Origin of the sequence: Bradyrhizobium sp. MOS002, from assembly GCF_003020115.1 — a bacterium.
GTDB lineage: Bacteria > Pseudomonadota > Alphaproteobacteria > Rhizobiales > Xanthobacteraceae > Bradyrhizobium.
Genome location: NZ_PYFX01000021.1, coordinates 1 through 23,510, shown reverse-complemented (window position 1 = coordinate 23,510; position 23,510 = coordinate 1). Strand labels below are relative to the sequence as shown.

21 protein-coding genes and 2 pseudogenes are annotated in these 23,510 nt (G+C 64.3%); 13 read left to right on the top strand and 10 right to left on the bottom strand.

The features are described from left to right. The first annotated feature begins 87 nt into the window (after positions 1-87). Positions 88-1,548: pseudogene (locus tag C7G41_RS32310) on the top strand (flavin-containing monooxygenase). A gap of 19 nt (positions 1,549-1,567) precedes the next feature. Here the strand turns inward: C7G41_RS32310 and C7G41_RS32305 are convergent. The 3 genes from C7G41_RS32305 to C7G41_RS32295 are packed head-to-tail and all read right to left on the bottom strand — an operon-like array spanning position 1,568 to position 3,809. Further along, a complete protein-coding gene (locus tag C7G41_RS32305) occupies positions 1,568-2,809 on the bottom strand; it encodes a YbfB/YjiJ family MFS transporter (RefSeq protein WP_106946323.1) in 1,242 nt (413 codons plus the stop codon). Positions 2,810-2,843: 34 nt separating this feature from the next. Further along, the gene (locus C7G41_RS32300; protein WP_106946322.1) at positions 2,844-3,080 is read right to left on the bottom strand and encodes a 4-oxalocrotonate tautomerase family protein; all 237 of its coding nucleotides are present in this window, start codon (positions 3,078-3,080) and stop codon (positions 2,844-2,846) included. Positions 3,081-3,098: 18 nt separating this feature from the next. Continuing rightward, the gene (locus C7G41_RS32295) at positions 3,099-3,809 is read right to left on the bottom strand and encodes an SDR family NAD(P)-dependent oxidoreductase (protein WP_106946321.1); all 711 of its coding nucleotides are present in this window, start codon (positions 3,807-3,809) and stop codon (positions 3,099-3,101) included. Positions 3,810-4,013: 204 nt separating this feature from the next. On the opposite strand from C7G41_RS32295, the gene C7G41_RS32290 reads away from it, so the two are divergent. The 5 genes and pseudogenes from C7G41_RS32290 (at position 4,014) to C7G41_RS32275 (ending at position 7,229) form a co-directional block, all read left to right on the top strand. Continuing rightward, the gene (locus C7G41_RS32290) at positions 4,014-4,937 is read left to right on the top strand and encodes a LysR family transcriptional regulator (protein WP_106946320.1); all 924 of its coding nucleotides are present in this window, start codon (positions 4,014-4,016) and stop codon (positions 4,935-4,937) included. A 146-nt stretch (positions 4,938-5,083) separates the two neighbouring features. Next, on the top strand, positions 5,084-5,239 hold the full coding sequence (locus C7G41_RS38005) for a hypothetical protein (protein WP_199198727.1): 156 nt from the start codon (positions 5,084-5,086) through the stop codon (positions 5,237-5,239). A gap of 215 nt (positions 5,240-5,454) precedes the next feature. Beyond that, positions 5,455-6,049 (top strand): annotated as a pseudogene (locus C7G41_RS32285) (helix-turn-helix domain-containing protein); the annotation flags it as partial. Between the two features lie 311 nt (positions 6,050-6,360). Beyond that, positions 6,361-6,558, top strand: coding sequence for a hypothetical protein (locus tag C7G41_RS37495; protein WP_158268063.1), 198 nt, complete (start codon positions 6,361-6,363; stop codon positions 6,556-6,558). A 212-nt stretch (positions 6,559-6,770) separates the two neighbouring features. Next, a complete protein-coding gene (locus C7G41_RS32275; RefSeq protein ID WP_106946374.1) occupies positions 6,771-7,229 on the top strand; it encodes a nuclear transport factor 2 family protein in 459 nt (152 codons plus the stop codon). Positions 7,230-7,301: 72 nt separating this feature from the next. On the opposite strand, the gene C7G41_RS32270 is transcribed toward C7G41_RS32275, so the two are convergent. The 3 genes from C7G41_RS32270 to galE all read right to left on the bottom strand — a co-directional run bounded on the left by C7G41_RS32270 (position 7,302) and on the right by galE (position 10,972). Beyond that, positions 7,302-8,003, bottom strand: a complete 702-nt coding sequence (locus tag C7G41_RS32270) for a fumarylacetoacetate hydrolase family protein (RefSeq protein WP_106946319.1) — start codon at positions 8,001-8,003, stop codon at positions 7,302-7,304. A gap of 35 nt (positions 8,004-8,038) precedes the next feature. After that, on the bottom strand, positions 8,039-9,841 hold the full coding sequence (locus C7G41_RS32265) for an ABC transporter ATP-binding protein (RefSeq protein WP_106946318.1): 1,803 nt from the start codon (positions 9,839-9,841) through the stop codon (positions 8,039-8,041). Positions 9,842-9,958: 117 nt separating this feature from the next. Then, the gene (galE, locus tag C7G41_RS32260; RefSeq protein ID WP_106946317.1) at positions 9,959-10,972 is read right to left on the bottom strand and encodes a UDP-glucose 4-epimerase GalE; all 1,014 of its coding nucleotides are present in this window, start codon (positions 10,970-10,972) and stop codon (positions 9,959-9,961) included. Positions 10,973-11,097: 125 nt separating this feature from the next. On the opposite strand from galE, the gene C7G41_RS32255 reads away from it, so the two are divergent. Next, positions 11,098-12,135 (top strand): glycosyltransferase family 4 protein, encoded by a 1,038-nt coding sequence (locus C7G41_RS32255; RefSeq protein WP_106946316.1) that lies wholly within the window; start codon positions 11,098-11,100, stop codon positions 12,133-12,135. A gap of 219 nt (positions 12,136-12,354) precedes the next feature. Here C7G41_RS32255 and C7G41_RS32250 read toward each other — a convergent pair whose 3' ends face one another. After that, on the bottom strand, positions 12,355-12,885 hold the full coding sequence (locus C7G41_RS32250; RefSeq protein WP_106946315.1) for an HAD-IIIA family hydrolase: 531 nt from the start codon (positions 12,883-12,885) through the stop codon (positions 12,355-12,357). Next, a complete protein-coding gene (gene waaF, locus C7G41_RS32245) occupies positions 12,878-13,948 on the bottom strand; it encodes a lipopolysaccharide heptosyltransferase II (protein WP_106946314.1) in 1,071 nt (356 codons plus the stop codon). Before waaF ends, C7G41_RS32250 begins: the two co-directional genes overlap by 8 nt. Before the next feature lie 173 nt (positions 13,949-14,121). Between waaF and rfaD the strand changes: the two genes are divergently transcribed. The 4 genes from rfaD (at position 14,122) to C7G41_RS32225 (ending at position 19,883) form a co-directional block, all read left to right on the top strand. Beyond that, positions 14,122-15,102 (top strand): ADP-glyceromanno-heptose 6-epimerase, encoded by a 981-nt coding sequence (gene rfaD, locus C7G41_RS32240; protein WP_106946313.1) that lies wholly within the window; start codon positions 14,122-14,124, stop codon positions 15,100-15,102. 11 nt (positions 15,103-15,113) lie between these two features. Next, entirely contained in the window at positions 15,114-16,598 is a 1,485-nt protein-coding gene (gene rfaE1 / locus C7G41_RS32235; RefSeq protein ID WP_106946312.1) for a D-glycero-beta-D-manno-heptose-7-phosphate kinase, read from the top strand. Beyond that, positions 16,595-17,884, top strand: coding sequence for an O-antigen ligase (locus tag C7G41_RS32230; RefSeq protein ID WP_106946311.1), 1,290 nt, complete (start codon positions 16,595-16,597; stop codon positions 17,882-17,884). The genes rfaE1 and C7G41_RS32230 overlap by 4 nt, the downstream gene beginning before the upstream one ends. An 85-nt stretch (positions 17,885-17,969) precedes the next feature. Further along, a complete protein-coding gene (locus tag C7G41_RS32225) occupies positions 17,970-19,883 on the top strand; it encodes an SDR family NAD(P)-dependent oxidoreductase (protein ID WP_199198726.1) in 1,914 nt (637 codons plus the stop codon). 466 nt (positions 19,884-20,349) lie between these two features. On the opposite strand, the gene C7G41_RS32220 is transcribed toward C7G41_RS32225, so the two are convergent. Both C7G41_RS32220 and C7G41_RS32215 read right to left on the bottom strand, forming a co-directional pair. Next, on the bottom strand, positions 20,350-21,369 hold the full coding sequence (locus C7G41_RS32220; protein ID WP_106946310.1) for a glycosyltransferase family 4 protein: 1,020 nt from the start codon (positions 21,367-21,369) through the stop codon (positions 20,350-20,352). Continuing rightward, on the bottom strand, positions 21,366-22,325 hold the full coding sequence (locus tag C7G41_RS32215) for a lysylphosphatidylglycerol synthase transmembrane domain-containing protein (protein ID WP_106946309.1): 960 nt from the start codon (positions 22,323-22,325) through the stop codon (positions 21,366-21,368). The genes C7G41_RS32220 and C7G41_RS32215 overlap by 4 nt, the downstream gene beginning before the upstream one ends. 226 nt (positions 22,326-22,551) lie before the next feature. Here C7G41_RS32215 and C7G41_RS32210 point away from each other — a divergent pair, with 226 nt between their 5' ends. Continuing rightward, on the top strand, positions 22,552-22,965 hold the full coding sequence (locus tag C7G41_RS32210; protein WP_245446825.1) for a hypothetical protein: 414 nt from the start codon (positions 22,552-22,554) through the stop codon (positions 22,963-22,965). Between the two features lie 7 nt (positions 22,966-22,972). Beyond that, on the top strand, positions 22,973-23,510 hold a 538-nt coding region (locus tag C7G41_RS32205), incomplete at its 3' end, for a sugar phosphate nucleotidyltransferase (RefSeq protein WP_199198725.1).

Genomic DNA, 23,510 nt, shown 5'->3' with positions numbered 1-23,510 from the left:
CACGTGCCTCTTCGCGGTTGTGTCAGGCCGATTGCTAGTTGACGAGCAATGATCCCGGCCAGACAATCCCAGGCGGCGGAGGAAACAATGGCTCAAGACCATTTCGACGTGCTGATCGTCGGTGCCGGCCTGTCCGGCATCGGCGCGGGCTACCATCTTCAGACCAAATGCCCGGGCAAGAGCTACGTCCTTCTCGAAGGCCGCGACTGCATCGGCGGCACCTGGGATCTGTTTCGCTATCCCGGCGTCCGCTCCGACAGCGACATGTTCACGCTCGGCTATTCGTTCAAGCCGTGGACCGATCCGAAGGCGATCGCCGACGGCGCGCAAATCCTCAACTACGTTCGCGACACCGCGGCCGAGAACGGCATCGAGAAGCACATCCGCTTCCACCATCGTGTCAAGCGTGCGGCGTGGTCGACGAGTGCGGCGCGCTGGGCCGTCGAGGCCGAGCGCATCACCGGCGAGGGCGCGACCGAAACCGTGCGCTTCACCTGCAATTTCCTGTTCATGTGCTCGGGCTATTACAAATACGAGGCAGGATACACGCCGGAGTTTCCGGGCGTCGCGGATTTCGCCGGCCGCATCGTGCATCCGCAGAAGTGAACCGACGACATCGACTGCGCCGGCAAGCGCGTCGTCGTGATTGGCTCGGGCGCGACCGCGGTGACGCTGGTGCCGGAACTCGCCAAGACGGCCGCGCAGGTCACCATGCTCCAGCGCTCGCCGACCTATGTGGTGTCGCGCCCGGCGCAGGATCCCGTCGCCAACAAATTGCGGCGCAATCTGCCGACGCGGCTTGCCTATCACCTGATCCGCTGGCGCAACGTGATGTGGGGGATGTTCTTCTTCCAGCTCAGTCGCCGCCGCCCTGCGAAGGTGAAGGAGCTGGTTCTCAAGGGCGTCCAGATGGCGCTCGGCCCCGACTACGACGTCGCGACCCATTTCACGCCGCGCTACAATCCCTGGGACCAGCGGCTCTGCCTCGTGCCGGATGGCGATCTGTTCAAGGCGATCCGCGAGCAGCGCGCCTCGGTGGTCACCAAAGAGATCGACACGTTTACGCACGACGGTATCCGCCTGAAGGACGGCAGCGAGCTTGAGGCGGACATCGTCGTGACTGCTACGGGGCTGGTGCTCCAGGTGGTCGGCGGGTTGGAGGTTAGCGTCGACGGCCGCGCCGTCGATTTTGCCAGCACGCTGACCTACAAGGGCATGATGTATGCCGACGTGCCCAACATGGCTTCCGCGTTTGGCTACACAAACGCATCATGGACGCTGAAATGCGACCTCACCTGCGAGTATGTCTGTCGGCTCATCAACTACATGGACCGGCACAATTTCCGGCAGTGCATGCCGCATAACGACGATCCCACGATTACCGCCCAGCCGTCGCTCGATTTCACCTCGGGTTATGTGCAGCGCTCCGTTGCGAAGATGCCGAAGCAAGGTTCGAAGCAGCCGTGGAGGCTCTTCCAGAACTACGCGCTCGACATCGTCTCCTTGCGGTTCGGCCGGATCGACGACGGCGTGATGCAATATTCCTGATCGCAACGACCTCGGCGTTCTATGCTTTGCGCGTGGTAAGCGGCAGCGCAAGATCAATCGCGAGTGCGAGCACGACGGCGCCGCCGCCCAGCGCGAACAGGATGAGATAATCGCCGCCGGTCTGCGCGTAGATCCAGGAGAAGCCGTAGGCCGCGGCCGCCTGGAACAGCGCAAAGCTCGTCGTGGCATGGCTCCATGTCGTGCGCTGCTGCTCGGCAGAATTTAAGACCAGCTCGTGGATGCGTCCGAGCACGAGCGGTACGATGCCGGGTGTGAAGCCGCCGACCACCACGCTCGACACGATCAGCGAGAGAGGCGCCGTACTGAGGGTCGGGAGCAGCACGGCGGCCGCTTCGATCAGGAAGGCGGCCCGTAGCGCGGGTCCAAATCCCGCGCGGTCGCCGAGATGACCGGTGACCAGCGGGCCGACGATTGCGCCAAGGCCATAGAGCACCCAGTAGTGCGATCCCGCGGCGATACCCTGGCCGAGGCCGCGCGCGACAAAGTCGACGATGAACACCATGTGCGGCACCAGCGCCACCGCGTTGAGGCCGTATTGGACGAGCAAGCCGCGAACAACAGGCGAAGCGTGGGCGTGCTTCGCGCGATACAATGGCACGGTATCGGCCTTGACCTCAGCAGGCCAGTTCCACCAACTCACCAGCGTGAGCGTGCCCGAGAGCACGCCAAGGCCATACCAACTCTGTTGCAACCCTTGCTGCAGCAACAGCGGCACCAGCGTACCCGAAGCGGCGACGCCGAGCCCGACGCCCGCAAAGATCACGCCGCCGACGATGCCGCGCCTCGCGGCCGAGATATGCGGCAGAATGACGGAGGCCGCCAGCACCATGATGATTCCCCCGGTGAGCCCCGACAGGAAGCGCCAGGCGAAAAACCAGGTGAACGACACCGGGGTTGAACTGGCAAAAAAGGAGAGGGTGGCGAGCAACATCATCGCCCGCACGGCACGGACGGCGCCGATGCGCGCGGCCACGGCCTGCGCCGCGAGCGCGCCGGCGAGATAGCCGGCCAGGTTCGCGGCACCGAGATAGACGACGTCTGACGCGCCGAACCATTTCGCGGCGATCAGGGCCGGGATCAAGGGTGTGTACGCAAAACGCGCGAGGCCAAGTCCGACCAGCGATGCCGACAATCCTGCCACCGCATATCGCCAGGTTTGCCGGGAAGCTGCTTGTGATGCCGCTCCCGGCTGCCGTTGCGGCCGGGTATCGTGCTTGCGATTTGCATTGAGTTCGGTCATGTCATCCTCCTGCGCGCGCGCGATGGCGCGCGGATCATCCTGTCCGGGCGGCGCGGCGCCGCCGGAACTCCGGCACAGGCAGGCCGCCCCAGCCCCAGTTCTCGAGGTCGACTTCCTCGATCACGACAAAGGTGGAATCGAGCGGCTTGCCGAGCACGTCGAGCAGGAGCTCGCTCGATCCCTTGATCAACGCCGCCTTCTCCTCCGCCGTGAGCGAGGCCGTTCCCGGCGTCGTTCCTTCGCGAGTCACTTGAATGGTCACAATGGGCATGTCGTCTCTCCTCTTGGCCTAATGGCCGGCGCTCTGACCGCCATCGACATGCAGTATCTCGCCGGTGACGAAGGAGGCGCCCTCGAGATAAAGCAAGGCATCGACTATGTCGGACACTTCGCCCATATGGCCGACCGGATGCAGCGCATCGAGCTGGGCATGCGTCGCGACGGGGTGCATCGGCGACTTGATGATGCCGGGCGATACCGCGTTCACGCGGATACCGCGCTTGGCATATTCGATCGCGAGCGATCTGGTCGCGGCGCTCAACCCGCCCTTGCTCAGCGAGGCCAGCACCGAGGGCACGTTCGAATTGGCCTGGTCGACCAGCGTGGTCGTGATCTGGACGACATGGCCCGACCCCTGCTTCTCCATCTCGGCGATGGCGAGCTGCGTGACGTGGAAGAAGCCTGCGACGTTAGTGCCCATCACCGCCGCATAGTCCTCCGCCGTGTACTGCGTGAACGGCTTTGCGACGAAAATGCCGGCGTTGTTGACCAGCGTGTCGACACGGCCGAAGCGGGCGATGGCTTGGGAGACCACGCGCTCGGCCGTGGCCCTCTCGGAGATGTCGCCGGGAACGGCGAGGACATCGTCATCGCCCGACGGCTTGATTGAGCGTGCCGTCGCGACGACACGATAGTTGCGATCGCGAAAACCCTGGACCAGCGCAGCGCCGATGCCCTGCGAAGCACCGGTGATGATGGCAACCTTCTGTTCGATACCCATGGTGGGCTCCTGTTATTGGCTTTCAGAACCAGCAGCGGCTGGCTTGATGCGTGAGGTACGCCGTGGTGGGCTGGCTGCGAATATGCGCTGTCCGGCAGACACTCTTTCGCGGCGCGAACGAATGCCGGACCGGCGCCCGGCGGTGGTTGTCGCGGCAGGAGCAAACGCCTAGCTTGCAGTCGGACGTCGGGGTGTGGGAGGCGCATGGATCGTCTGGATGCGATGAAGGTGTTCGTCCTTGCGGTGGACGAGGGCAGCCTCGCGGCTGCGGGCCGCAAGCTTGGCCGTTCGCCGGCGGCGGTCAGCCGCGCCATTGCTTTCCTGGAGCAGCGGGTCGGTGCCGAGCTGCTGCACCGGACTACACGTTCGATCAAGCTGAGCGAGGAGGGCGAGCGCTATGTCGCGGTCTGTCGGCGCGTGCTAACCGAGCTGGAGGAGGCCGACGACATCGCAGCCGGGCCGCGCACGGCCCCCCGCGGCCTGCTCACGATCACTGCCCCCGTGGTGTCGGGTGAGATGGTGCTGCGGCCGATCCTCGATGCGTTTCTCGATGCCTATCCGACCGTCTCCGCAAAACTCCTGCTGTTCGATCGCGCGGTCAATCTGATCGAGGAGGGGGTCGACGTCGCGCTTCGCATCGGTCATCTCGCGGATTCGGCAATGGTCGCGATGCGGGTCGGCGAGATCAGCCGCGTCGTGGTGGCATCACCGCGCTATCTGAAGCAGCACCCGCGCATCACCGAGCCCGGCGACCTCGCCAAGCACCAGATCGTCGCGATGGCGCACCTTCCCAATTCCTGGACCTTTGCGCCGCAGGCCGGCTCGTCGGCTGCCCGCACGGTGCAATTCAGCCCGCGCCTCGTCGTCAACAGCACCTATGCGGCGGTGGCCTCGGCCGTCGCCGGCCGCGGTGTGGCGCGAATGTATTCGTACCAGGTGGGTGAGCAGGTCGCGCGCGGCGAGCTCGAGATCGTCCTTGCCGGCGACGAGGATCCCGAGATGCCCGCGCATTTGATCTGTCCGCAGGGCCGGCTCTCGGTGCCGAAGGTGCGGACCTTCACGGACTTTGCAGTGCCGCGGCTGAAGAAGCAGTTTGCTCAGCTCAAGAAGGGCATCAGTGCCCGGTGAGCCGCTGCGCGCACGGGCAATGCGTTGTTTTGCGTATACGGCAGGTCGGGTGAATCGGCCATGCTGCCCGAACGGTTAACGCCGGATTAACCGCGGAGTCCTAGCCTGTCTCGGCCGGGGTTACTTGCAAGGCCGAGGTGAGCCCAATGGAAGCCCAGAGAATCGCGGTCGACGCCGTCGTCGCGCTGACCGATTGCGACCGTGACGCCGTCATCGCGTTCATCCGCCGCCTGTATCTCGCCGGCGTCACCGACCCGAAGCGCCTGACCTTCAAGGGTCTTCAGGCCCTGTCACGGGTCTGATTCGGCTCGCTCGGTCCTCAAGTTCCCAGTCTTGATCTCCGAGCGCGATTGCAACCCACCGGCGAATATCTTGCCGCTCGGGCCGCGTCGGGATAGATCACGTTCCCGGCTGGATCACCGGGGAACTGTTTAGACCGGACAGATCACTGACAGGTGTTCGGAGACATAGCTGACACATCAAACTGGGCTGGAATGGTCGATTCGGGAGGCCTTCCATGCCCTGGAACGAGGTGTCGGTGATGGATCAGCGACGGGAGTTTGTGCGGCTTGCGTTGCAGGAAGGGGCGAACCGGCGGGAGTTGTGCCGGCGGTTCGGGATCAGTCCTGATGTGGGGCTACAAATGGCTGCGGCGTTGGCAGGCTGGAGATCATGAACTGGCGGATCAGTTGCGCCGGCCCAAGAGCATGCCCAAGCGGAGCGTGCCTGAGGTCGAGGCGCGGGTTCTGGCTGTGCGTGACAAGCATCCGGCTTGGGGAGCGCGCAAGATTGCCCATTGCCTGAAGCGCGGCGGCCAGACCGTACCGGTGCCCTCCACAGTGCATCGGATCCTGTGCCGGAACGAACGGATCAAGCCGAGCGAGAAAGCCGCGCCGAGCCCTTCAGGCCACCGATTCGAGAGGGACGCGCCCAATCAACTCTGGCAGATGGACTTCAAGGGCCACATGCCGCTTGCCGACGGAAGGCGTTGCCATCCGCTAACCATGGTCGATGACCACTCCCGCTATGCGCTGTGTTTGAAGGCGTGCGCCAACGAGCAGCGACCTGATGTGCAGAGGCATCTGACCGACACCTTCCGACGCTATGGGCTGACGGCGCTGATCCTCGGCCTCATCGTGCTGTCGGCGCTGCGATGACCGCGTCTAGTGATGGTGCTTGTGTCCTTCGGAGCCATCAGGACGTTGGTAACCTCGCAGCTCCGCGTATCGGTGCATCTGGCTCCGGTCGAGCAAGGCGGTTGTCGACAGATGATATTTGAGGTGGCTTTCGCGGAGCAGTGCCTGGGTTTCCGAAATGGCAGCGGCGCCGCCTTGAGTGACTCCGAAGTCACGATGCGGGCGGAGAAGAGCCGGTCCAACTCCGCTTCCTGCTGGACCAGCTTGTTACCCAGTGGGACCGCCTCTTGCTTCATGGCATCGAAGAGGCGCTGAACCTGGATGCGCTGATCGGCGGTCAGATCAAGCCGATCACCGAACTCAAGAACATGGCTTGGACCGGGATACCCATTGAGCTCGGCGGCAAGCGCCAGGCCCATGCCACGTCCGGCTCGAAGATCGTCTATCTGCTGGTGCGACAGCGCCTTGATCGGGCGATGCTTTAGGCCAGCATAGGGCTGACTAGACTGCGCGCTGGCAACGTTGCACGAGACGACAAGCGTGGCTGCAAGCAGGAGAAGGCGTCTCATGAGTCTGGCTCCACGAATCGGCCCGGTTCGTCGACCGAACTCCACCGGTGCTCTCCGCATATCTTGCTGGACGGTTCGCCCCATGGCAACAAGATTGCCTGATTGAGCGGTCAAACATGGAGCAGGCAATGGCCCGGTTGCCAGTTGCGAACACTGAGCTGGTGCAATTCTTCCGCGCGTGGCTGGAAACTTTCGCGGGTTATGTCCGGGAGGTCGACTATGCTTCGGCGCGGCCGCTCCTCCATCCAGACGTGCTGGCGTTCGGCACGCACAACGACGTCATCCCAGGTCTCGATCAATGGGTCTCGACACAATGGGACAACGTCTGGCCGAAGACGTCCGACTTCCGTTTCGTGATCGACCAGACCTCGATCCTGGCATCGTCCGATGGCACGATAGCGACCGTGATCGTGCCGTGGACGAGCACGGGCTATCATCCCGACGGCAGCGCGTTTTCACGCCCCGGCCGGGCCACGATGGTGTTTTCAAGACATGGCGATGGTTGGCTGTGCGTGCATTCGCACATGTCGCTCAATCGCGGTGTGCCGCAGACAAGCCACGCCAATCGGCCGGTGAAGGCCTGGTAGTATCGTCCGCCATCGAGATGCAAAAGGCCCCGGACATGCCCGGGGCCTTTTTATCTAGAGCCGCCGTGAGCCTTATTCCGGTTGACCGATGCTCACCTTCAGCGTGCCAACGCCATCGACGCCGCATTCGAGCTTGTCGCCGGGCTGGAGCTGCGACACGCCGGCCGGCGTGCCCGTCATGATGATGTCGCCGGCGGCGAGCTTCACCTGCTGCGAGAGCTGCCAAATGATCTCAGGCACGTTCCAGATCAGCTCGGTGAGGTCGCCCTTCTGCGCTTCCTTGCCGTTGACCGTGAGCCAGATCTTGCCCTTGGCGGGGTGGCCGATCTTCGATGCCGGCTGCACTGCGGAGCAAGGCGCCGAATAGTCGAACGACTTGCCGACCTCCCACGGACGCTCCTTCTTGCGCGAGGCGATCTGGAGGTCCCGTCGGGTCAAATCGATGCCGACGGCATAGCCGTAGACATGGTCGAGCGCCCTGTCGGCGGGAATGTTGAGGCCGCCGCTCTTCATCGCGACGATCAGCTCGACCTCGTGATGCAAGTCCTTTGTCAGCGGCGGATAGGGGATGGTGGCGCCGTCGGGCACCAGCATGTCGGCGTGCTTGGCGAAGAAGAACGGCGGGGCGCGCTCGTCATTGCCCATCTCGCGGATGTGCTCGAGATAGTTGCGGCCGACGCACCAGATGCGGCGCACGGGATAACGGCCGCTTTCCCCGACGACGGGAAGCGAAGCCTGGGTCGGAAGCGGGATGACGTAGGAGGCGGCGTTCATAGTGCGATCTCGTTGCTCTTGAGGTGAAGGAAACTCTATGCGGTTGCGCTGATCGGCGCCAGAGCACCGGCGTCGTGATGTTGCAGGCGGAAAAACGAGGCATAGCGTCCGCCCCGGCGGAGCAACTCGTCATGCCGGCCCTGCTCGACGATCTCGCCGCCCTCGACCACCAGGATCGCATCGGCGTGCATGATGGTGTGCAGGCGATGCGCGATCACGATGGTGGTGCGGTTGTGGCAGAGATGCTCGATCGCCTCCTGCACCTGCCGCTCGGACTCGGAATCGAGCGCGGCGGTGGCTTCGTCGAGCAGGATGATCGGCGCGTTCTTGATCAGCGCGCGCGCGACCGCGATGCGCTGGCGCTGGCCGCCGGACAGCTGCGTGCCGTGCTCGCCGACGGGCGTGTCGTAGCCGAGGGGGAAGCTCATGATGAAATCATGCGCGCAGGCAGCTTTCGCAGCATCGATGATTTGTGCTTCGGTTGCGCCCGGCCGGCCGAAGGCGATGTTGCTGCGGATGGTGTCGCGGAACAGATAGACGTCCTGGCCGACATAGGCGGTCTGTGTCCGCAGCGATTTTCGCGAGACGGCGCCGATCGACTGGCCGTCGATCACGATGTCGCCCTGCGTCACCTCGTGGAATCGCAGCAGCAAGGCCAGCACGGTCGATTTGCCACCGCCGGAGGGGCCGACCAGCGCGGTGACCTTGCCGGGCTCGGCAACAAAACTCATGCGGTTGAGGACGGTCTCACCGTTGCGATAGGAGAAGCTGACGTCACGCAGCTCGATGCGTGCAGTCGACAGTTTCAACGTCGGCTTGTCGTCGTCGGAATATTCGCTCGCAGGGCTGTCGACGACTTCGAGCAGCATGCGAGCGCCGACGAGCTGGCTGTTGAGGTCGATGTTGAGCCGCGCCAGCCGCTTGGCCGGCTCGGTCGCCATCAGGAAGGCGGTCATGAAGGAAAAGAACGCGCCCGGCGTGGCGTTTAGCGCGACCACGCTATAGCCGCCATAGAGCAGGCAGCCGGCGACCGCGAAGCCGCCGAGCATCTCCATCAGCGGATTGGAGCGGTTGGCGACGCGGGCCATCTTGTTGGCGTTGCGCTCGACGATCGCGATGTTCTCGTCGATGCGGGTCTGCATGGTGTCTTCGAGCGTGAACGCTTTCACCGTGCGGATGCCCTGCAGCGATTCCTGCATCGTCTCCAGGATGTCGGCGGTGCCGGTGAACTGGTTGTAGGCGAGGCCCTTGATGCGCTTGACCAGCTTGCGCAGCACCAGCATCGCCGGCGGCACGGCGACGAGGCCGATGAACGACATCACCGGATCCTGCCACACCATCACGCCGATCATGGCGAGCAGCATCATGAGGTCGCGCCCGACCGCATTAACCAGCATGTTGAGGACATCGGTGATGGACTTCGCGCCGGCCGTCAGCCGCGCCAGAAATTCCGACGAATGCCGCTCGGAGAAGAATCCGACGCTCTCGCGCATCAGCTTGGCGAACAGCTGGCGCTGGTTGGTGGCGAGGATGGCGTTGGAGATCTTGGTCAGGATCACCATGTGGCCGTAGGTCGCCACGCCCTTGATGAAGAGCAGGATCACGGTGATGCCCGAGAACATGGCGATGCCCGGGATGTTCTTGTCGACATAGGCCTGGTTGATGACCTGGCCGAGCACGTAGGTCGCGCCCGCGGTCGATCCGGCGGCAAGCGCCATCAGCGCGAAGGCGACGAGGTAGCGCCGCCAGTAGAGGATCCCCTGTTCCGTGACCAGGCGGCGAATCAGCACCGCTGCCGCATAGGGATCGTCGGTGATTTTCTTTGGAAACTGGGCCATCCGCAGTCCATTGACGGCACAAGAATAAGCCTGCCCGCGCGTCAGGGATCGAACGGCCTCTGTGCCCGCTAAGCCAGCGCTTTTCAAGCCCAATTAGGGATTGCGCCCGGATGGAATCTAGGCCGAGGCGGCGTGGCGGAGCTCGCCGTGACGCTCGCGGAACAGCTTGTCCTCCCACGCCAGCGCATGGGCTGCGATGGTTTCGAGGTCGTCGTATTGCGGCTTCCAGTCGAGCAGGCCGCGGATACGGCTGGTGTCGGCGACCATGGTCATGATGTCGCCTGGCCGGCGCGGGGCGTATTGCACGGCGAAGCTGCGGCCCGAGACACGGCGCACTGCGTCGATGGTCTCCAGCACCGAATAGCCTCGGCCATAGCCGCAATTTAGCGTTGTCGACGCGCCGCCGTTGCGCAAATAGGCGAGCGCGGAGCGATGCGCCTGCGACAGGTCCGTAACATGGATGAAGTCGCGAATGCAGCTGCCGTCCTGGGTCGGATAGTCGGTGCCGAACACGTCGAGCTTGGCGCGCTGGCCGGTCGCTGCTTCCACCGCGATCTTGAGTAAATGCGTGGCGCCGACGGTGGCAAGGCCGATGCGGGCCTGCGGGTCGGCACCCGCAACGTTGAAATAGCGCAAGGTCACGTATTGCATGCCGTAGGCGGCGGCGACGTCGTGCAGCATGATCTCGGTCATCAGCTTCGACGAACCGTAGGGCGACAGCGGCCGTGTCGGCGCATGCTCGGGCACCGGAACCTGGTCCGGATCGCCGTAGACCGCTGCGGTTGAGGAGAAGATGAAGCGGCCAATGCCGCGCTTGACTGCGACATTGAGCAGGTTGCGCGCGGTCGTGAAGTTGTTGCGGTAGTAGCCGAGCGGATCGCGCATCGAGTCCGGCACCACGACCGAACCGGCGAAATGGATGATGCTCTCGATGTTGTGCTGGGCGATCACGCATTCGAGCAGGTTCTCGTCGCCGGCATCGCCAATGAACAGCGGCACGCCTTCGGGCAGATAGGCCGAGAAACCCGTCGAGAGATCGTCGATCACGACGACGTCCTCGCCGGCTTCCGCCAGCGCCAGAACCGTGTGGCTTCCGATATAGCCGGCACCGCCGGTGACAAGCACAGTCATGATCTCACCTGTCTTCGATCAACGCTCCAGGCTAACGTTTACGTGGTGAAGAGTGGGTATCGGCACGGCTGAACTGGTCACTATGCTTAATGTTGCGTATAGGGACTTTCGAAACGGAGCGTGGCGTGGCGAATTCCCCAAGCGATCTCGAAGTGATCGTGCCAAATCTGCACAGGCGCTATTCCGGGGTCACCGCGACCAACCGGATGGTGGCGCCCCGGATGGCAAAGCTGTTTCGCGCCGCGTGGTTCGGCTCCGACGCGCCGGAGGGGATCGCGCGCCTGGGCGGTGCCGATCTCCTGAGGTTGTGGCGCCGCAAGGCGCCGGTGATCTGGCACGCGCGCCGCAACAACGAGATGATCGCGGGTGTGCTGTTGCGCGCGCTCGGCTGGCCGCTCAAGCTCGTCTTCACCTCGGCGGCGCAGCGCCATCATAGCTGGATCACGCGCTGGCTGATCCGGCGCATGGACGCGATCATCGCGACATCAGATCTTTCGGCCTCGTTCCTGAAGGTGAAGGCGACGGTCATTCCGCATGGCGTCGACACCGCTGTCTATGCGCCGCCGCTCGACCGCACTGCAGCCTTCGCGGAAGCCGCGCTGCCGGGCCGCTACGCGATCGGCTGCTTCGGCCGCGTGCGCGCGCAGAAGGGCACCGACGTATTCGTTGACGCGATGTGTCGGTTGCTGCCGCGCTATCCCGATTTCACCGCCGTTATCGTCGGCCAGGTCACGACCGAGCAAGCGTCCTTCGCGAACGAGCTGAAAAAGCGGATAGAAGCAGCCGGCCTGCAACCGCGGATCGTCATCACCGGCGAATTGCCGATTGAGCAAGTGCAGCGCTGGTACCAGCGGCTGACGATCTACGCCTTCACCTCCCGCAACGAAGGTTTTGGCCTGACGTTGATCGAGGCGATGGCGGCCGGCAGCGCGCTGGTCGCCGCGCGCGCCGGCGCGGCCGAACTCGTGGTCGAGGATGGCGTGACCGGCGTGCTGATCCCGACCGGTGACGCGGATGCGCTGGCAGCAGCGGTCGAACCGCTGATGCGCGACGTGGCTACCGCGATCGCGATGGGCGAGCGCGGGCGGGCACGGGTGCTCGAACGATTCAGCCTCGATGCCGAGGCAGCCCGGATCGGTGACGTCTATCGGCCACTGTTCTGAGCGGAGAAAACATATCCCCATGCACTAGCCGGGCAGCGGAATCAATGGCTTGGCGGCCATTGCAATGCAACTGCGGATTTATGAACTTGTTTGCGCCGTCGGACGAGACACTGCAAGTAGATGGCGTTGCAGATTGTGCGCGACCCCCGGGGATACATTCCGGCACGGCACCCGGTTGACGTTCTTTCTCGACTCGATGTCCCGCCGGATCGCCGCGGTCTACGGTCGCTTGGTCCGGGCGAGCACCTCGGTCACGAACGCGTCGAGGTCGCCGCCTGGAAAGAGAAAGCCCGGCAGTCCGAGCGCCTTCCCGGCCTCGATGTCCCGGGCCTGATCTCCGATTACGAAGCTGCCGTTGAGTTGCACCGGCCAGTGCTCGACGAGATCGCGCAACATACCGGGTGCGGGCTTGCGCCAATCATGCTCTTCGATGTAGCCGGCGACCGTTCCTTGCGGATGGTATGGACAGAAGCGGGCGTCATCGATCCGCGCGCCGTCGCGGGCGAGCTCGTCGCGCATCCAGCCGTGCAGCCGATTCACATCGGCTTCGGTGAAGAGGCCGCGCGCGACGCCGGACTGGTTGGTGAAGACGAATACCCAATAGCCGGCCTCGTTGAGGCGGCGAATGGCCCTGGCAACGTTGGGCATCCAGCGGATGCGGTCTTGCGTGCCGATATAGCCATCGTCACGATTGATGACGCCGTCGCGATCGAGGAATGCGGCGGGCTTCGCCGCGCGGCCGTCAGACATTTCCAAGTCCCTGCGTCCTCGCAAGCACGTCTCTTGCGATCTCGACCACGTCCTGCGCCGCGATGTCACGCATGCAGCGGTGGTCGTTCATCCTGCAGATCGTGCTCTGGCAGGGTTGGCAGGTGAGCACGGTCTTGTCCTGGACCACGGTCGCGGCGAGGCCGTTGAGGGGGGCCCAGAGACTGGGGCTGGTCGGTCCGAAAATACCCATGGTCGGCGTGCCCAGGGCGGCTGCGATGTGCATCAGGCCGGAATCGTTGGAGATTGCGACGCCGGCCGCAGCCATGGCCAGCACGCCGTTGCGCAGATCATCGCCGGTGAGGTCTCGCACCCCGGCGCCGCCGGCCCCGACGATCTCCTGGGCCAGGTCCTTTTCTCCGGGGCCGCCGACCACCCAGACCTCGAGGCCGCGCCCGGCGAGCAAACGGGCGGCTTCCGGATAATAGGTCCAGCGCTTTGAAGCGCCGACCGAGCCGGGAGCCAAGGCCACCGCGGCGCCTGCGCTGAGGCCGTTGGCCTGCCGCCAGCGGACGATGTCCTCGGCCGGAACCCGCAACTGCGGCACCGGCCATTCCGCCGGCAGCGGGGCGCCATCGGGCTGGGCGAGGGCGGCGTTCTTGTCGATGAAGCGGGGCAGCTTCTTCTCGCCCCGCCGCCAGCGATTGAGCAGGCCAAACCGGAACTCGCCGACGAAGCCGACCCTGTCCGGAATCCCGGCCAAAGCGGGCGCAATGGCGGCCTTCCAGGTCCGGGGTAGCACCAGGGCGGTGCCGTAGTTTCGCTCTCGCAGGAGCTTCGCCAGGCCGAGCTGGCGGCCTACGGCGAGCCGGCCGCGCGGCAGGTCCCAGACGATCGCTTCGCGCACGCCCGGCATATAATCGACCAAGGGCGCGCATAAGGAGGTTGTGAGCAGATCGACCGGCCGGTTCGGCCAGCGCTCATTGAGGACCCGCACGACGGTGTGATTTCGGACGAAATCGCCGATCCACATGTAGGGGACGATCAGGATCGGGCGCGTGTCGCCCCGATCTGTCTCGCCACTAAGCTGCGAATCTTGGTTCATTCGTTAATAGGGCCGGAATGCGCTGATGTGACGGTTCGGTTAGCCGCTCCGGGCCGGCAGGTAAAGCGGCTGAGCGGCAATCCCAAAACCGCTTACACTTTGGCGGATCATGCGCTAGGGCAGAACCGGGGCCGCAAAACTTCGGGCAGGCAAGATCTGGCGGGGAAGTTGGAATGTTGCTGGTGACCGGCGGGGCCGGTTTTATCGGATCGAATGTCCTCGCCGCGCTGAACGAGGGCGGTCGCAGCGACGTCGTGGTCTGCGATTTCCTTGGCAACGAGGGCAAATGGCGCAACCTCGCCAAGCGGCGGCTTGTGGATATCGTCCCGCCGGCTGAGCTGCCGGACTGGCTGAAGGGCCGCAAGCTCGATGCCGTGATCCATCTCGGGGCGATTTCGGCGACCACGGCGACCGACGGCGACCTGGTGTTCGAGACCAATTTCCGCCTGTCGATGCGTCTCCTGGACTGGTGCACGGCGAACGCGGCGCCGTTGATCTACGCCTCCTCGGCGGCGACCTATGGCGACGGCGAGGCAGGATTTGACGACGATGCCTCGGTAGCTGCGTTGAAGAAACTGCGGCCGATGAATCTGTACGGCTGGAGCAAGCACCTGTTCGATCTTGCCATCGCCGAGCGCGCAGCGAACGGCGAGAAGCTGCCGCCGCAATGGGCCGGGCTGAAATTCTTCAACGTGTTCGGCCCGAACGAATACCACAAGGGCTCGATGATGAGCGTGTTGGCGCGCCGCTTCGACGACGTCAAAGCGGGCCGCGTCGTGCAATTGTTCAAGTCGCATCGCGAGGGCATTGCCGATGGCGATCAGCGCCGCGATTTCATCTATGTCGAGGACGTCGTGCGCGTCATCATGTGGCTGCTGGCGACGCCGTCGGTGTCGGGCATCTTCAATGTGGGTACCGGTGAGGCGCGCAGCTTCAGGGATCTGATGCTGGCGGCCTATGCTGCGCTCGGCGCCAGCCCCAACATCGAGTACATCGACATGCCCGAGCAGATCCGCGCCAGCTACCAGTACTTCACCCAGAGCGAGGTCGATCGCCTCCACCGCGCAGGCTACAATGGCGGTTTCACGACGCTTGAGGACGCGGTGAAGGCCTATGTCGGGGATTATCTCGACCGGCCCGACCGCTTCCGTTGAGGCCCATCACCATGCCGACGCCCATTCTGGATTTCGATGCCCTCGCGCAAGCCATCTCGGGCCGCACGGTGCTGTGCATCGGCGACATCATGCTGGACGAGTTCGTCTATGGCGAGGTGTCGCGGATATCGCCGGAAGCGCCGGCGCCTGTCATCGCGGCGCAGCGCAGCGAGATCCATATCGGCGGCGCCGGCAATGTCGCGCGCAACGTGGCCGCGCTCGGCGCGCGCTGCATCTTCGTCGGCCTCGTCGGCGAGGACGAGGCGGGCAGGCAGCTCGCCTCGTCGCTTGCGGAGCAGGGCGCAATCGAAAGCGTGCTGGTGTGCGATCCCTCGCGTCCGACCACGCGAAAAGTCCGTTTCGTCTCCGAGCATTTTGCCACGCACATGCTGCGTGCGGATTGGGAGCAGGCACAGCCTGCTTCCGATACGATCGAGACCAAGCTGATCGAAGCGATCCTGCCGCAGATCGCGCGCGCCGACATCGTGCTGCTGTCCGACTACGCCAAGGGCGTGCTGACCGCCCGCGTCATCCGCCACACCATCGACGCCGCGCGAAAACTCGGCAAGCCCGTGATCGTCGATCCCAAAAGCCTGAACTGGGCGATCTATCGCGGTGCCACGCTGCTCACGCCCAATCGCAAGGAATTTTCAGAAGCGACCCGAAGCCGCGCCGACACGCCGCAGAGCATCGTCGATGCCAGCGAGGACGTGATGCGGCTCGCGGATTGCGAAGCGATCCTGGTCACCCAAGGCGAGCACGGCATGACGCTGGTGCCGCGCAACGGCGAGGCCGTTCACGTTCCGGCGTTTCCGGTCAAGGTGCGCGACGTCTCCGGCGCCGGCGACACCGTTGCCGCGGCACTCGCGGTGTCGCTTGCCACAGGCGCGGACTGGGACACGGCGCTGCGCATGGCCAGTGCCGCGGCCGCCGTCGCGGTCGGCAAGCAGGGCACCGCCAGCGTGAGTGCGGCCGAGCTGAAGCGAAAGATAATGCCGCATGCCTATCTCGCGGCCGAGGAGAAGATCGTGCTCGAGCCCGGCGCGCTCGACGTGCAGCTCGCGGAATGGAAGAAGCAAGGCCAGCGCGTCGGCTTCACCAATGGCTGCTTCGACATCCTGCATCCCGGCCACGTCAAGGTGCTGACAGCGGCGCGCTCCGCCTGCGACCGCCTAATCGTGGGCCTGAACAGCGACGCCTCGGTAGGGCGGCTGAAGGGCGCCGACCGCCCCGTTCAGGACGAGCGAGCGCGTGCGGAAGTGCTGGCGGCGCTCGAAGCCGTCGATCTCGTCGTAATTTTCGATGAGGACACGCCGATCGACCTGATCACCCGCATCACGCCGAGCGCGCTGATCAAAGGGGGCGATTACACGCGCGAGCAGGTCGTCGGCCACGAGGTCGTCGAGGCTGCGGGCGGGACGGTCGTGCTGGTCGATATCCTGCAGGGTTTCAGCACGACGGCGCTGGTCCATCGCGCGCGGGGAGGCGGCAAGTGACTACGCTGGCCCGGGAGACGCCTGGCCAGATGCTGTCGCGGCGCCTGCGCAGCCCGGCGGCCTGGGGCGAGACGGTCGACCTATTCGCGATCCTCACCGTGGCCTCGCTGCCCTGGTCGACCTCGCTTGCGGGGATCTTCAACGCCTTGATGCTCCTCTGCATGGTGCCGTTTCTCGACGTCCGTGCTTTCCTGCAATCGCTGAAACGTCCGATCTGCGCGGCGCCGATCGCGCTGGTCCTGCTCGCGCTAGCGGGAACGCTGTGGTCGGATGCGGCCTGGGGCGCGCGCATCTATGCGGTTAATCCGACCATCAAGCTGCTCGTAATTCCCGTGTTGCTGTACCATTTCGAGCGCTCGCCGCGCGGCAACTGGATGTTCATCGCGTTCCTGACGTCTTGCGCGCTGCTATCGGTGATGTCGTGGCTGGTGGCCTTCTATCCTAGCCTGTCGCTGAAGCCCTATGATCCCCTCGAGCGCGGCATCTTCGTCAAGAACTACATCGACCAGAGCCAGGAATTCACACTCTGCGCGGTGACGCTCGCCTACCCAATCGTGAAACTGCTGCGGGAGCAGCGCTACTGGTTCGCCGGTCTGCTGGTGGCGATTGCGTTGAGCTTCTTCGTCAACATGGCTTTCGTGGTTGTGTCGCGCACCGCGCTCGTGACCGTTCCGATCCTTTTGGGAGTGTTCGCGCTCCTTCACCTGAAGGGACGCAGCATCGCCATCATTCCCGTTGTCCTGCTCGCCGGCGCCTTTCTCGCCTGGCAGGCCTCGCCGCAATTGCGAAAGACCGCCGACAGGTTTGCCGATGAGTACACGCGCTATGTAGAAAAGGGCGAGCCGACCTCAGCGGGCTTGCGGCTCGAGTTTTGGCGAAAATCTCTCCGCTTCTTCGTCGAGGCGCCGATCGTGGGGCACGGTACGGGCTCTACGCGCGGACTGTTCGAGCGGGTCGCGACACCCGGCGGACAGCACCTGGCCTCGGCGGAGGTGATCGGCAATCCACACAACCAGACATTGAATGTCGCAGTACAATGGGGGGGCATTGGCATCGTCCTCCTGTACGCGATCTGGATCCGCCATCTTCTCCTGTTTCGTGGCGACGGGCTTGCCAATTGGGTCGGCCTTCTTGTCGTCGTGCAGAACATCTTCACCTCGCTGTTCAACTCACACCTGTTCGATTTCCACGAGGGCTGGATGTACGTCATCGGCGTCGGGGTTGCCGGCGGCATGGTGATCCGCGCCCAACAGGCGGCCGCGAATGTGGGGGAAGCCGGTTCCTGAACGGCCCCGGCGGCTGGCAAGTCTTGTCAAGATCAGCTATCAGCGCGGTCAAGTTGCACCTAACGGGATATTCATCGGTCAGAGAATGACGCGTCTTTCGCATCTCACCTTGCGCAATTTTCTGATCGCGCTCCACGACCTGCTAGCGACCACGGCGGCGCTGTTCGTCGCCTTCTATCTGCGCTTCGAAGGAGGCGAAGGCTTCTACGACCGTCTGCTGCTGTTGTTCCAGATCCTCCCTTACTTCCTCGCCTTCAGCGTGGTCGTGTTCTTCGTGTTTAACCTGACCACGACGAAGTGGCGCTTCATCTCGCTTCCGGATGCGCTCAACATCATCCGCGTCGCCAGTGTGTTAACGGTCGCCCTGCTGGTGCTCGACTACATCTTCGTCGCCCCCAACGTCCGCGGCGCCTTCTTTCTCGGCAAGGTGACGATCGTCCTCTACTGGTTCCTTGAAATCAGTTTTCTCAGCGCCTCGCGCATGGCCTATCGCCACTTCCGCTACACGCGTGTGCGACGTCAAGCACGCACCGAGGACGCCGCGCCGACGCTGCTGATCGGCCGTGCCGCGGATGCTGAGGTGCTGTTGCGCGGGATCGAAAGCGGGGCCATCAAGCGGATCTGGCCAGTCGGCATATTGTCGTCCTCGCGCGCCGATCTCGGCCAGCTCATCCGCAACGTGCCGGTTCTGGGCGGCATCGATGACGTCGAGGACGTCGTCGCCGATTTCGCCAAGCGCAAAAAGGCGATCGTCCGCCTTGTAATGACCCCGTCGGCATTCGAGCCGGAGGCCCATCCGGAATCGATCCTGATGCGGGCGCGCAAGTTAGGTGTGATCGTCAGCCGCATGCCCTCGCTGGAGTCCGGAGAGACGCCGCGGCTCACCGCAATCGCTGTCGAGGACCTCCTGCTGCGGCCGAGCGAGAAGATCGACTATGCGCGGCTGGAAGCGTTGATCAAGGGCAAGGCGGTGATTGTCACGGGCGGCGGTGGCTCGATCGGTTCCGAAATCTGCGAACGCGCGGTCATCTTCGGCGCGGCGCGTCTGCTCATTCTGGAAAACTCCGAGCCGGCGCTCTACGCCATCACCGAAGCACTGACCGCGCACGGCACCGCCGCTGCGATCGAAGGCAGGATCGCCGACATCCGCGACCGGGAGCGCATCATGCGCCTGATGGCCGAGTTCAGGCCGGACATCGTGTTTCATAGCGCAGCGCTCAAGCACGTGCCGATCCTCGAGCGCGACTGGAGCGAGGGGGTCAAAACGAACATCTTTGGCTCGATTAACGTCGCCGACGCCGCCCATGCTGCCGGGGCCGAAGCCATGGTGATGATCTCGACGGACAAGGCGATCGAGCCGGTGTCGATGCTCGGCCTCACCAAGCGCTTCGCGGAGATGTATTGCCAGGCGCTCGATCACGACCTTGCGGCAGCGAGCGGCGAAGCTAAGCCACCGATGCGGCTGATTTCTGTCCGGTTCGGCAATGTGCTGGCGTCGAACGGCTCGGTGGTGCCGAAGTTCAAGGCCCAGATCGAGGCGGGCGGACCCGTAACGGTGACGCATCCTGACATGGTCCGCTACTTCATGACTATCCGCGAGGCATGCGATCTCGTCATTGCAGCGGCGGCGCACGCTATCGGGACGGCGCGGTCGGATGTCTCGGTGTACGTCCTCAACATGGGCCAGCCGGTCAAGATCGTTGATCTTGCCGAGCGTATGATCCGTCTCTCCGGCCTACAGCCCGGCCACGACATCGAGATCGTGTTCACGGGCATGCGACCGGGCGAGCGGCTGCACGAGGTCCTGTTCGCCTCAGAAGAGCCGACCCGCGAAGTTGGGATTTCCGGTATCATGGTAGCGCAACCGAACGAGCTGCCGATGGAAACCCTTCGTAAATGGATTGCGGCGCTCGACCAGGCGATCGCGCGCAACGACCGCGCCACAATCAGGAAGATCTTGAAGGATGCCGTCCCCGAATTTGGGTCCACCGCAGCCTGACCACGTAGTCTGGAGGCGGCATCGTCGTCGCGAATCAGAGTTAGCCGCCCGATCCGAGCACCACCGCGGCGGAGGTCACTCGCGCCACTCAGCTCCCGACCCTTCGTGTGGCGTCCCCCATCGCACTGCATCGCGGAGGTTCTGCGAGGGCGACTCTCCGTGCGTGCGCAGCCCGGAAGGGAAGGTCGTCGAGGTCGTGGTCAAATCTATGTTCTGAAATCCAGCTGACCGTACTCGAAAACTTCGAGGCAGTCGGCGCCCATCGCTGGATGAACCTTGGGGCTCAGGTCAAACTCTTGGGTTGTTCGGCATGCAGCCGGAGCCGCTTAGCGCTGCTCATTGTGATGGGCCGCAGGAAAGGCACGAAAGCTTGATCGGCTCGTTCGAGTTCAACGTCAAGGCTATCGGGACCAAGGGGGCAGCCGCAGGGCAGCGTCAACGAGGGCTTGCGGCTTGCACCGTCGGTTCAGGACACCTGAGGAAGCGAGAACCGTCGCAGCACGAATCCGACTGCGATCGCGCCTGCCAGCAGCGCGAGCATCGTGATCGTCGTCACACCGGCACGAACGGCGACGACAGCAAGCAGCGAAAGCACGAGATTGAGAGCGAACACCTCGCCAATCACCCGCCGGACTGTGAACCCATTGTCGGTGGCGCGCTGGTAGAAATGGGTGCGATGTGCCGACCAGAATTGTTCGCGCCGCACAATGCGGCGGAGCAAGGTTAGCGTGGAATCCGCAAGATAGTAAGCCGGTAGCAACAGGGCCGCGGCCGGGTGCCCGCGCCAGGCGAGCTCCAGCAGGCACCAGCCGAGCAGGAGGCCGATCGGCAGGCTGCCGACATCGCCCAGGAACACCTTTGCGACCGGTCGGTTGAACGGCACAAAGCCGAGCATGGCGCCGCAAAGGGCGGTGGCGATCAGTGCCGCGGGCCACGACAAGTCGCCATTAATTCCCAACAGCAGCAGCGCCGCGGTGACCGGAACGACTTCGGCGGCCGTCATCAGGTCGAGCCCGTCCATGAAGTTGACAAGGTTCACGAACCAGACCCCACCGAGCAGGAGGAGGCCGCGCTCCAGCGGAAACGGTAGCGCCGGCACGACTCGCGCGGTCTCCGGCGCGGTGAACACGACCGCTGCGACGGCGGCGGCTTGCAGCACGAGCCGCACGAGGACCGGCAGCGTGACGACGTCGTCGGCGAATCCGACCAGCGCGATCAGGACCGTCGCACCGATGAGCGCCGGCGGGATTTCGATGCCCGCCCAGACCGCCCAGACCGAAGCCACGACGAGCGTGGCGGCGATCACGGCAATGCCCGCGCCCTGCGGGGTCAGAATGCGATGTGAGGATCGCGCGTTCGGCCGCGCCAGCGCATAGCGCTGGAGCAGGGGGCGGCTGGTCCAGGTGACGAGCGCCGACGTCAGCGCAGCCCCCCCAACGGCAATCAGTATCGGCAGGGCGCCGAGAGCGTCGCTGGCAGGACTCACTCCGGCACCCCGAGCGGCGCGGACCCCTGCGCGGCTTTCTCGGCGCTGAGAATCCAAACGAGGCCGCCGAACGCGCCCACGATGAACGAGACGGCGCCGAACAGAAGCGAGACGTTGACGCCTTCGTTCGCTGCGAGCCCGGCAAAGCCGAAAGCCAGCCCCATGGTGGCCTCGCGCACGCCCCAACCGGCGATTGAGATGGGCATTAAGGTGATCAGCATGACCGGCGGGAGAAGTAGGAAAATCTGGCCAAAGCTAACCGGTGCAGCAATCGACTGCACCACGCACCAGGCTATGACGACGGCAAGCACGTGAACGACGAACGACAGGATGGCGATGATCAGTCCGCGCGTCCCGTTGAAGATCACGCGGAGGGCGATCACCGCACAGGCGTGGAGGTGATGCGTGGCCCACCAGGTCTTCAGCCACGACCATCTCAGCGCGCCGAAAACCAGGAAGCCGAGGCCGCCCGCGAGCGCCGCAAGATCGACCAGCACCAGCGCCGAGCGCCCGTGCGGGTCGGTGATGAGATTGTAGCTCCAGGGCAGGCTCGCGACGATGAGAATCGCAAGTGCGATCAGTCCGATTGCGCGATCGACGAAGATCGAGTAGGTCGCCGCGCGCCATCCGGCGCCGGCACGCGCCACCAGCCACAGCCGGACCGCATCGCCGCCGATAGCGGATGGCAGGGTCTGGTTGAAGAAGGCGCCGATCACGTTGTAGCGCATTGCACGGCCGAGCTCGAGCGGCGCGCCGCATGCGCCGCTGACCTCGCGCCAGCGCAACACCCCGACGAAGATTTGCAGGAACGTGACGGCGATCGCCAAGCCGATCCAGAACAGGCTGGTCACGGTGAAGCGCGAAAACAGTTCGGACAGATCGACCTTGCGCAGCGCCAGATACAGCAGCGCTCCGGAAATCAGGATCTTGGCCGTCGACAGCAGGATTCCGCGCATTTCGTCCGCATGAACAAGGGTTTTTGAAGCAACGCGACGCGAAGCGCCGAATTCGGCAGCTTTGGTATGGTTTTGGCGCCGATCTTGCAATAGCGGTGATCAGGAGCCCGCATGCGGGGCGGCGGAGCTATTGCGGCCCCGTGGATGCGGAGGCTAAAGAGGCGCCGCGGACGACAGATCGAGCGAAGCGATCCTTGGGAACAGGATGAGGGATCAGGCGAAATTGGTGACGGGTGCCGCCGATTTCATCGACTTCGCAAGTCCCATCATGGCCGACAGGCCGATCCGGCTCTTTAATCGTGGCAAAATGTGTCGCGACTTCATCTATGTTGACGACGTGTCCCGTGTCGTGTCCAAGCTGAACGATTGCCTGCCCGCAGACCATCCGGCTGCCGCAAATGCGCCGTCTAAGGTCTACAATGTCGGCAACCACCACCCGGAAGAGCTGATGCACGTCGTCGGAGTTCTGGAGCCGGAGCTGGGTCGGATGGCGATCAAAGAATTGCTGCCGAGAGACCTTTTGGAAACGTTCGCGGATGTCGAGGATCTGATGCGCGCCGCCGGCTTGGCACCGTTAACGCCGATCGCGCACGGAGCTCGTAATTTTGTCACCTGGTATCGGAACGACTTCAAGGTTTGAAATGACGATGGACAAACGCATTATCCCCCTGATCATGTGCGGCGGTGCCGGAACGCGGCTGTGGCCGGCTTCGCGCGAGGTGCGCCCCAAGCAGTTCCTGCCGCTGTTCGGCACGCGCTCGACCTTCCAGGACACGCTGTTGCGCGTCTCGGAGGCCTCGCTGTTCGATCGCCCGATCGTCATCACCAACGCCTCCTACCGCTTCATGGTGCTGGAGCAGCTCGCCGAGATCGGCATCGAGGCCGACGTGATCCTGGAGCCGATGCGGCGCGATTCCGGCCCTGCGATCGCCGCCGGCGCGGTGTTCGCACAGAACCGTTCGAGTGAGGCGATCGTGCTCGCGCTCGCCGCCGACCACGTGGTGCAGGACAATGCCGCCTTCGTCGCGGCCTGCCGTGAAGGTCTCACCGCCGCGAGCGCCGGGCGCATCGTCACGTTCGGCGTCAAGCCGGAACGGCCGGCGACCGAATACGGCTATATCAGCCCGGGCGAGGTCATCTCCGGCGAGGTGCACGCCGTCGCGCGCTTCGTCGAGAAGCCGGATG

Coding starts and splice junctions, on each gene's coding strand:
- C7G41_RS32305 (WP_106946323.1), bottom strand. CDS start 2,809: ATGACCGAACTCAATGCAAATCGCAAGCACGATACCCGGCCGCAACGG.
- C7G41_RS32300 (WP_106946322.1), bottom strand. CDS start 3,080: ATGCCCATTGTGACCATTCAAGTGACTCGCGAAGGAACGACGCCGGGA.
- C7G41_RS32295 (WP_106946321.1), bottom strand. CDS start 3,809: ATGGGTATCGAACAGAAGGTTGCCATCATCACCGGTGCTTCGCAGGGC.
- C7G41_RS32290 (WP_106946320.1), top strand. CDS start 4,014: ATGGATCGTCTGGATGCGATGAAGGTGTTCGTCCTTGCGGTGGACGAG.
- C7G41_RS38005 (WP_199198727.1), top strand. CDS start 5,084: ATGGAAGCCCAGAGAATCGCGGTCGACGCCGTCGTCGCGCTGACCGAT.
- C7G41_RS32275 (WP_106946374.1), top strand. CDS start 6,771: ATGGCCCGGTTGCCAGTTGCGAACACTGAGCTGGTGCAATTCTTCCGC.
- C7G41_RS32270 (WP_106946319.1), bottom strand. CDS start 8,003: ATGAACGCCGCCTCCTACGTCATCCCGCTTCCGACCCAGGCTTCGCTT.
- C7G41_RS32265 (WP_106946318.1), bottom strand. CDS start 9,841: ATGGCCCAGTTTCCAAAGAAAATCACCGACGATCCCTATGCGGCAGCG.
- galE (WP_106946317.1), bottom strand. CDS start 10,972: ATGACTGTGCTTGTCACCGGCGGTGCCGGCTATATCGGAAGCCACACG.
- C7G41_RS32250 (WP_106946315.1), bottom strand. CDS start 12,885: ATGTCTGACGGCCGCGCGGCGAAGCCCGCCGCATTCCTCGATCGCGAC.
- waaF (WP_106946314.1), bottom strand. CDS start 13,948: ATGAACCAAGATTCGCAGCTTAGTGGCGAGACAGATCGGGGCGACACG.
- rfaD (WP_106946313.1), top strand. CDS start 14,122: ATGTTGCTGGTGACCGGCGGGGCCGGTTTTATCGGATCGAATGTCCTC.
- rfaE1 (WP_106946312.1), top strand. CDS start 15,114: ATGCCGACGCCCATTCTGGATTTCGATGCCCTCGCGCAAGCCATCTCG.
- C7G41_RS32225 (WP_199198726.1), top strand. CDS start 17,970: ATGACGCGTCTTTCGCATCTCACCTTGCGCAATTTTCTGATCGCGCTC.
- C7G41_RS32215 (WP_106946309.1), bottom strand. CDS start 22,325: ATGCGCGGAATCCTGCTGTCGACGGCCAAGATCCTGATTTCCGGAGCG.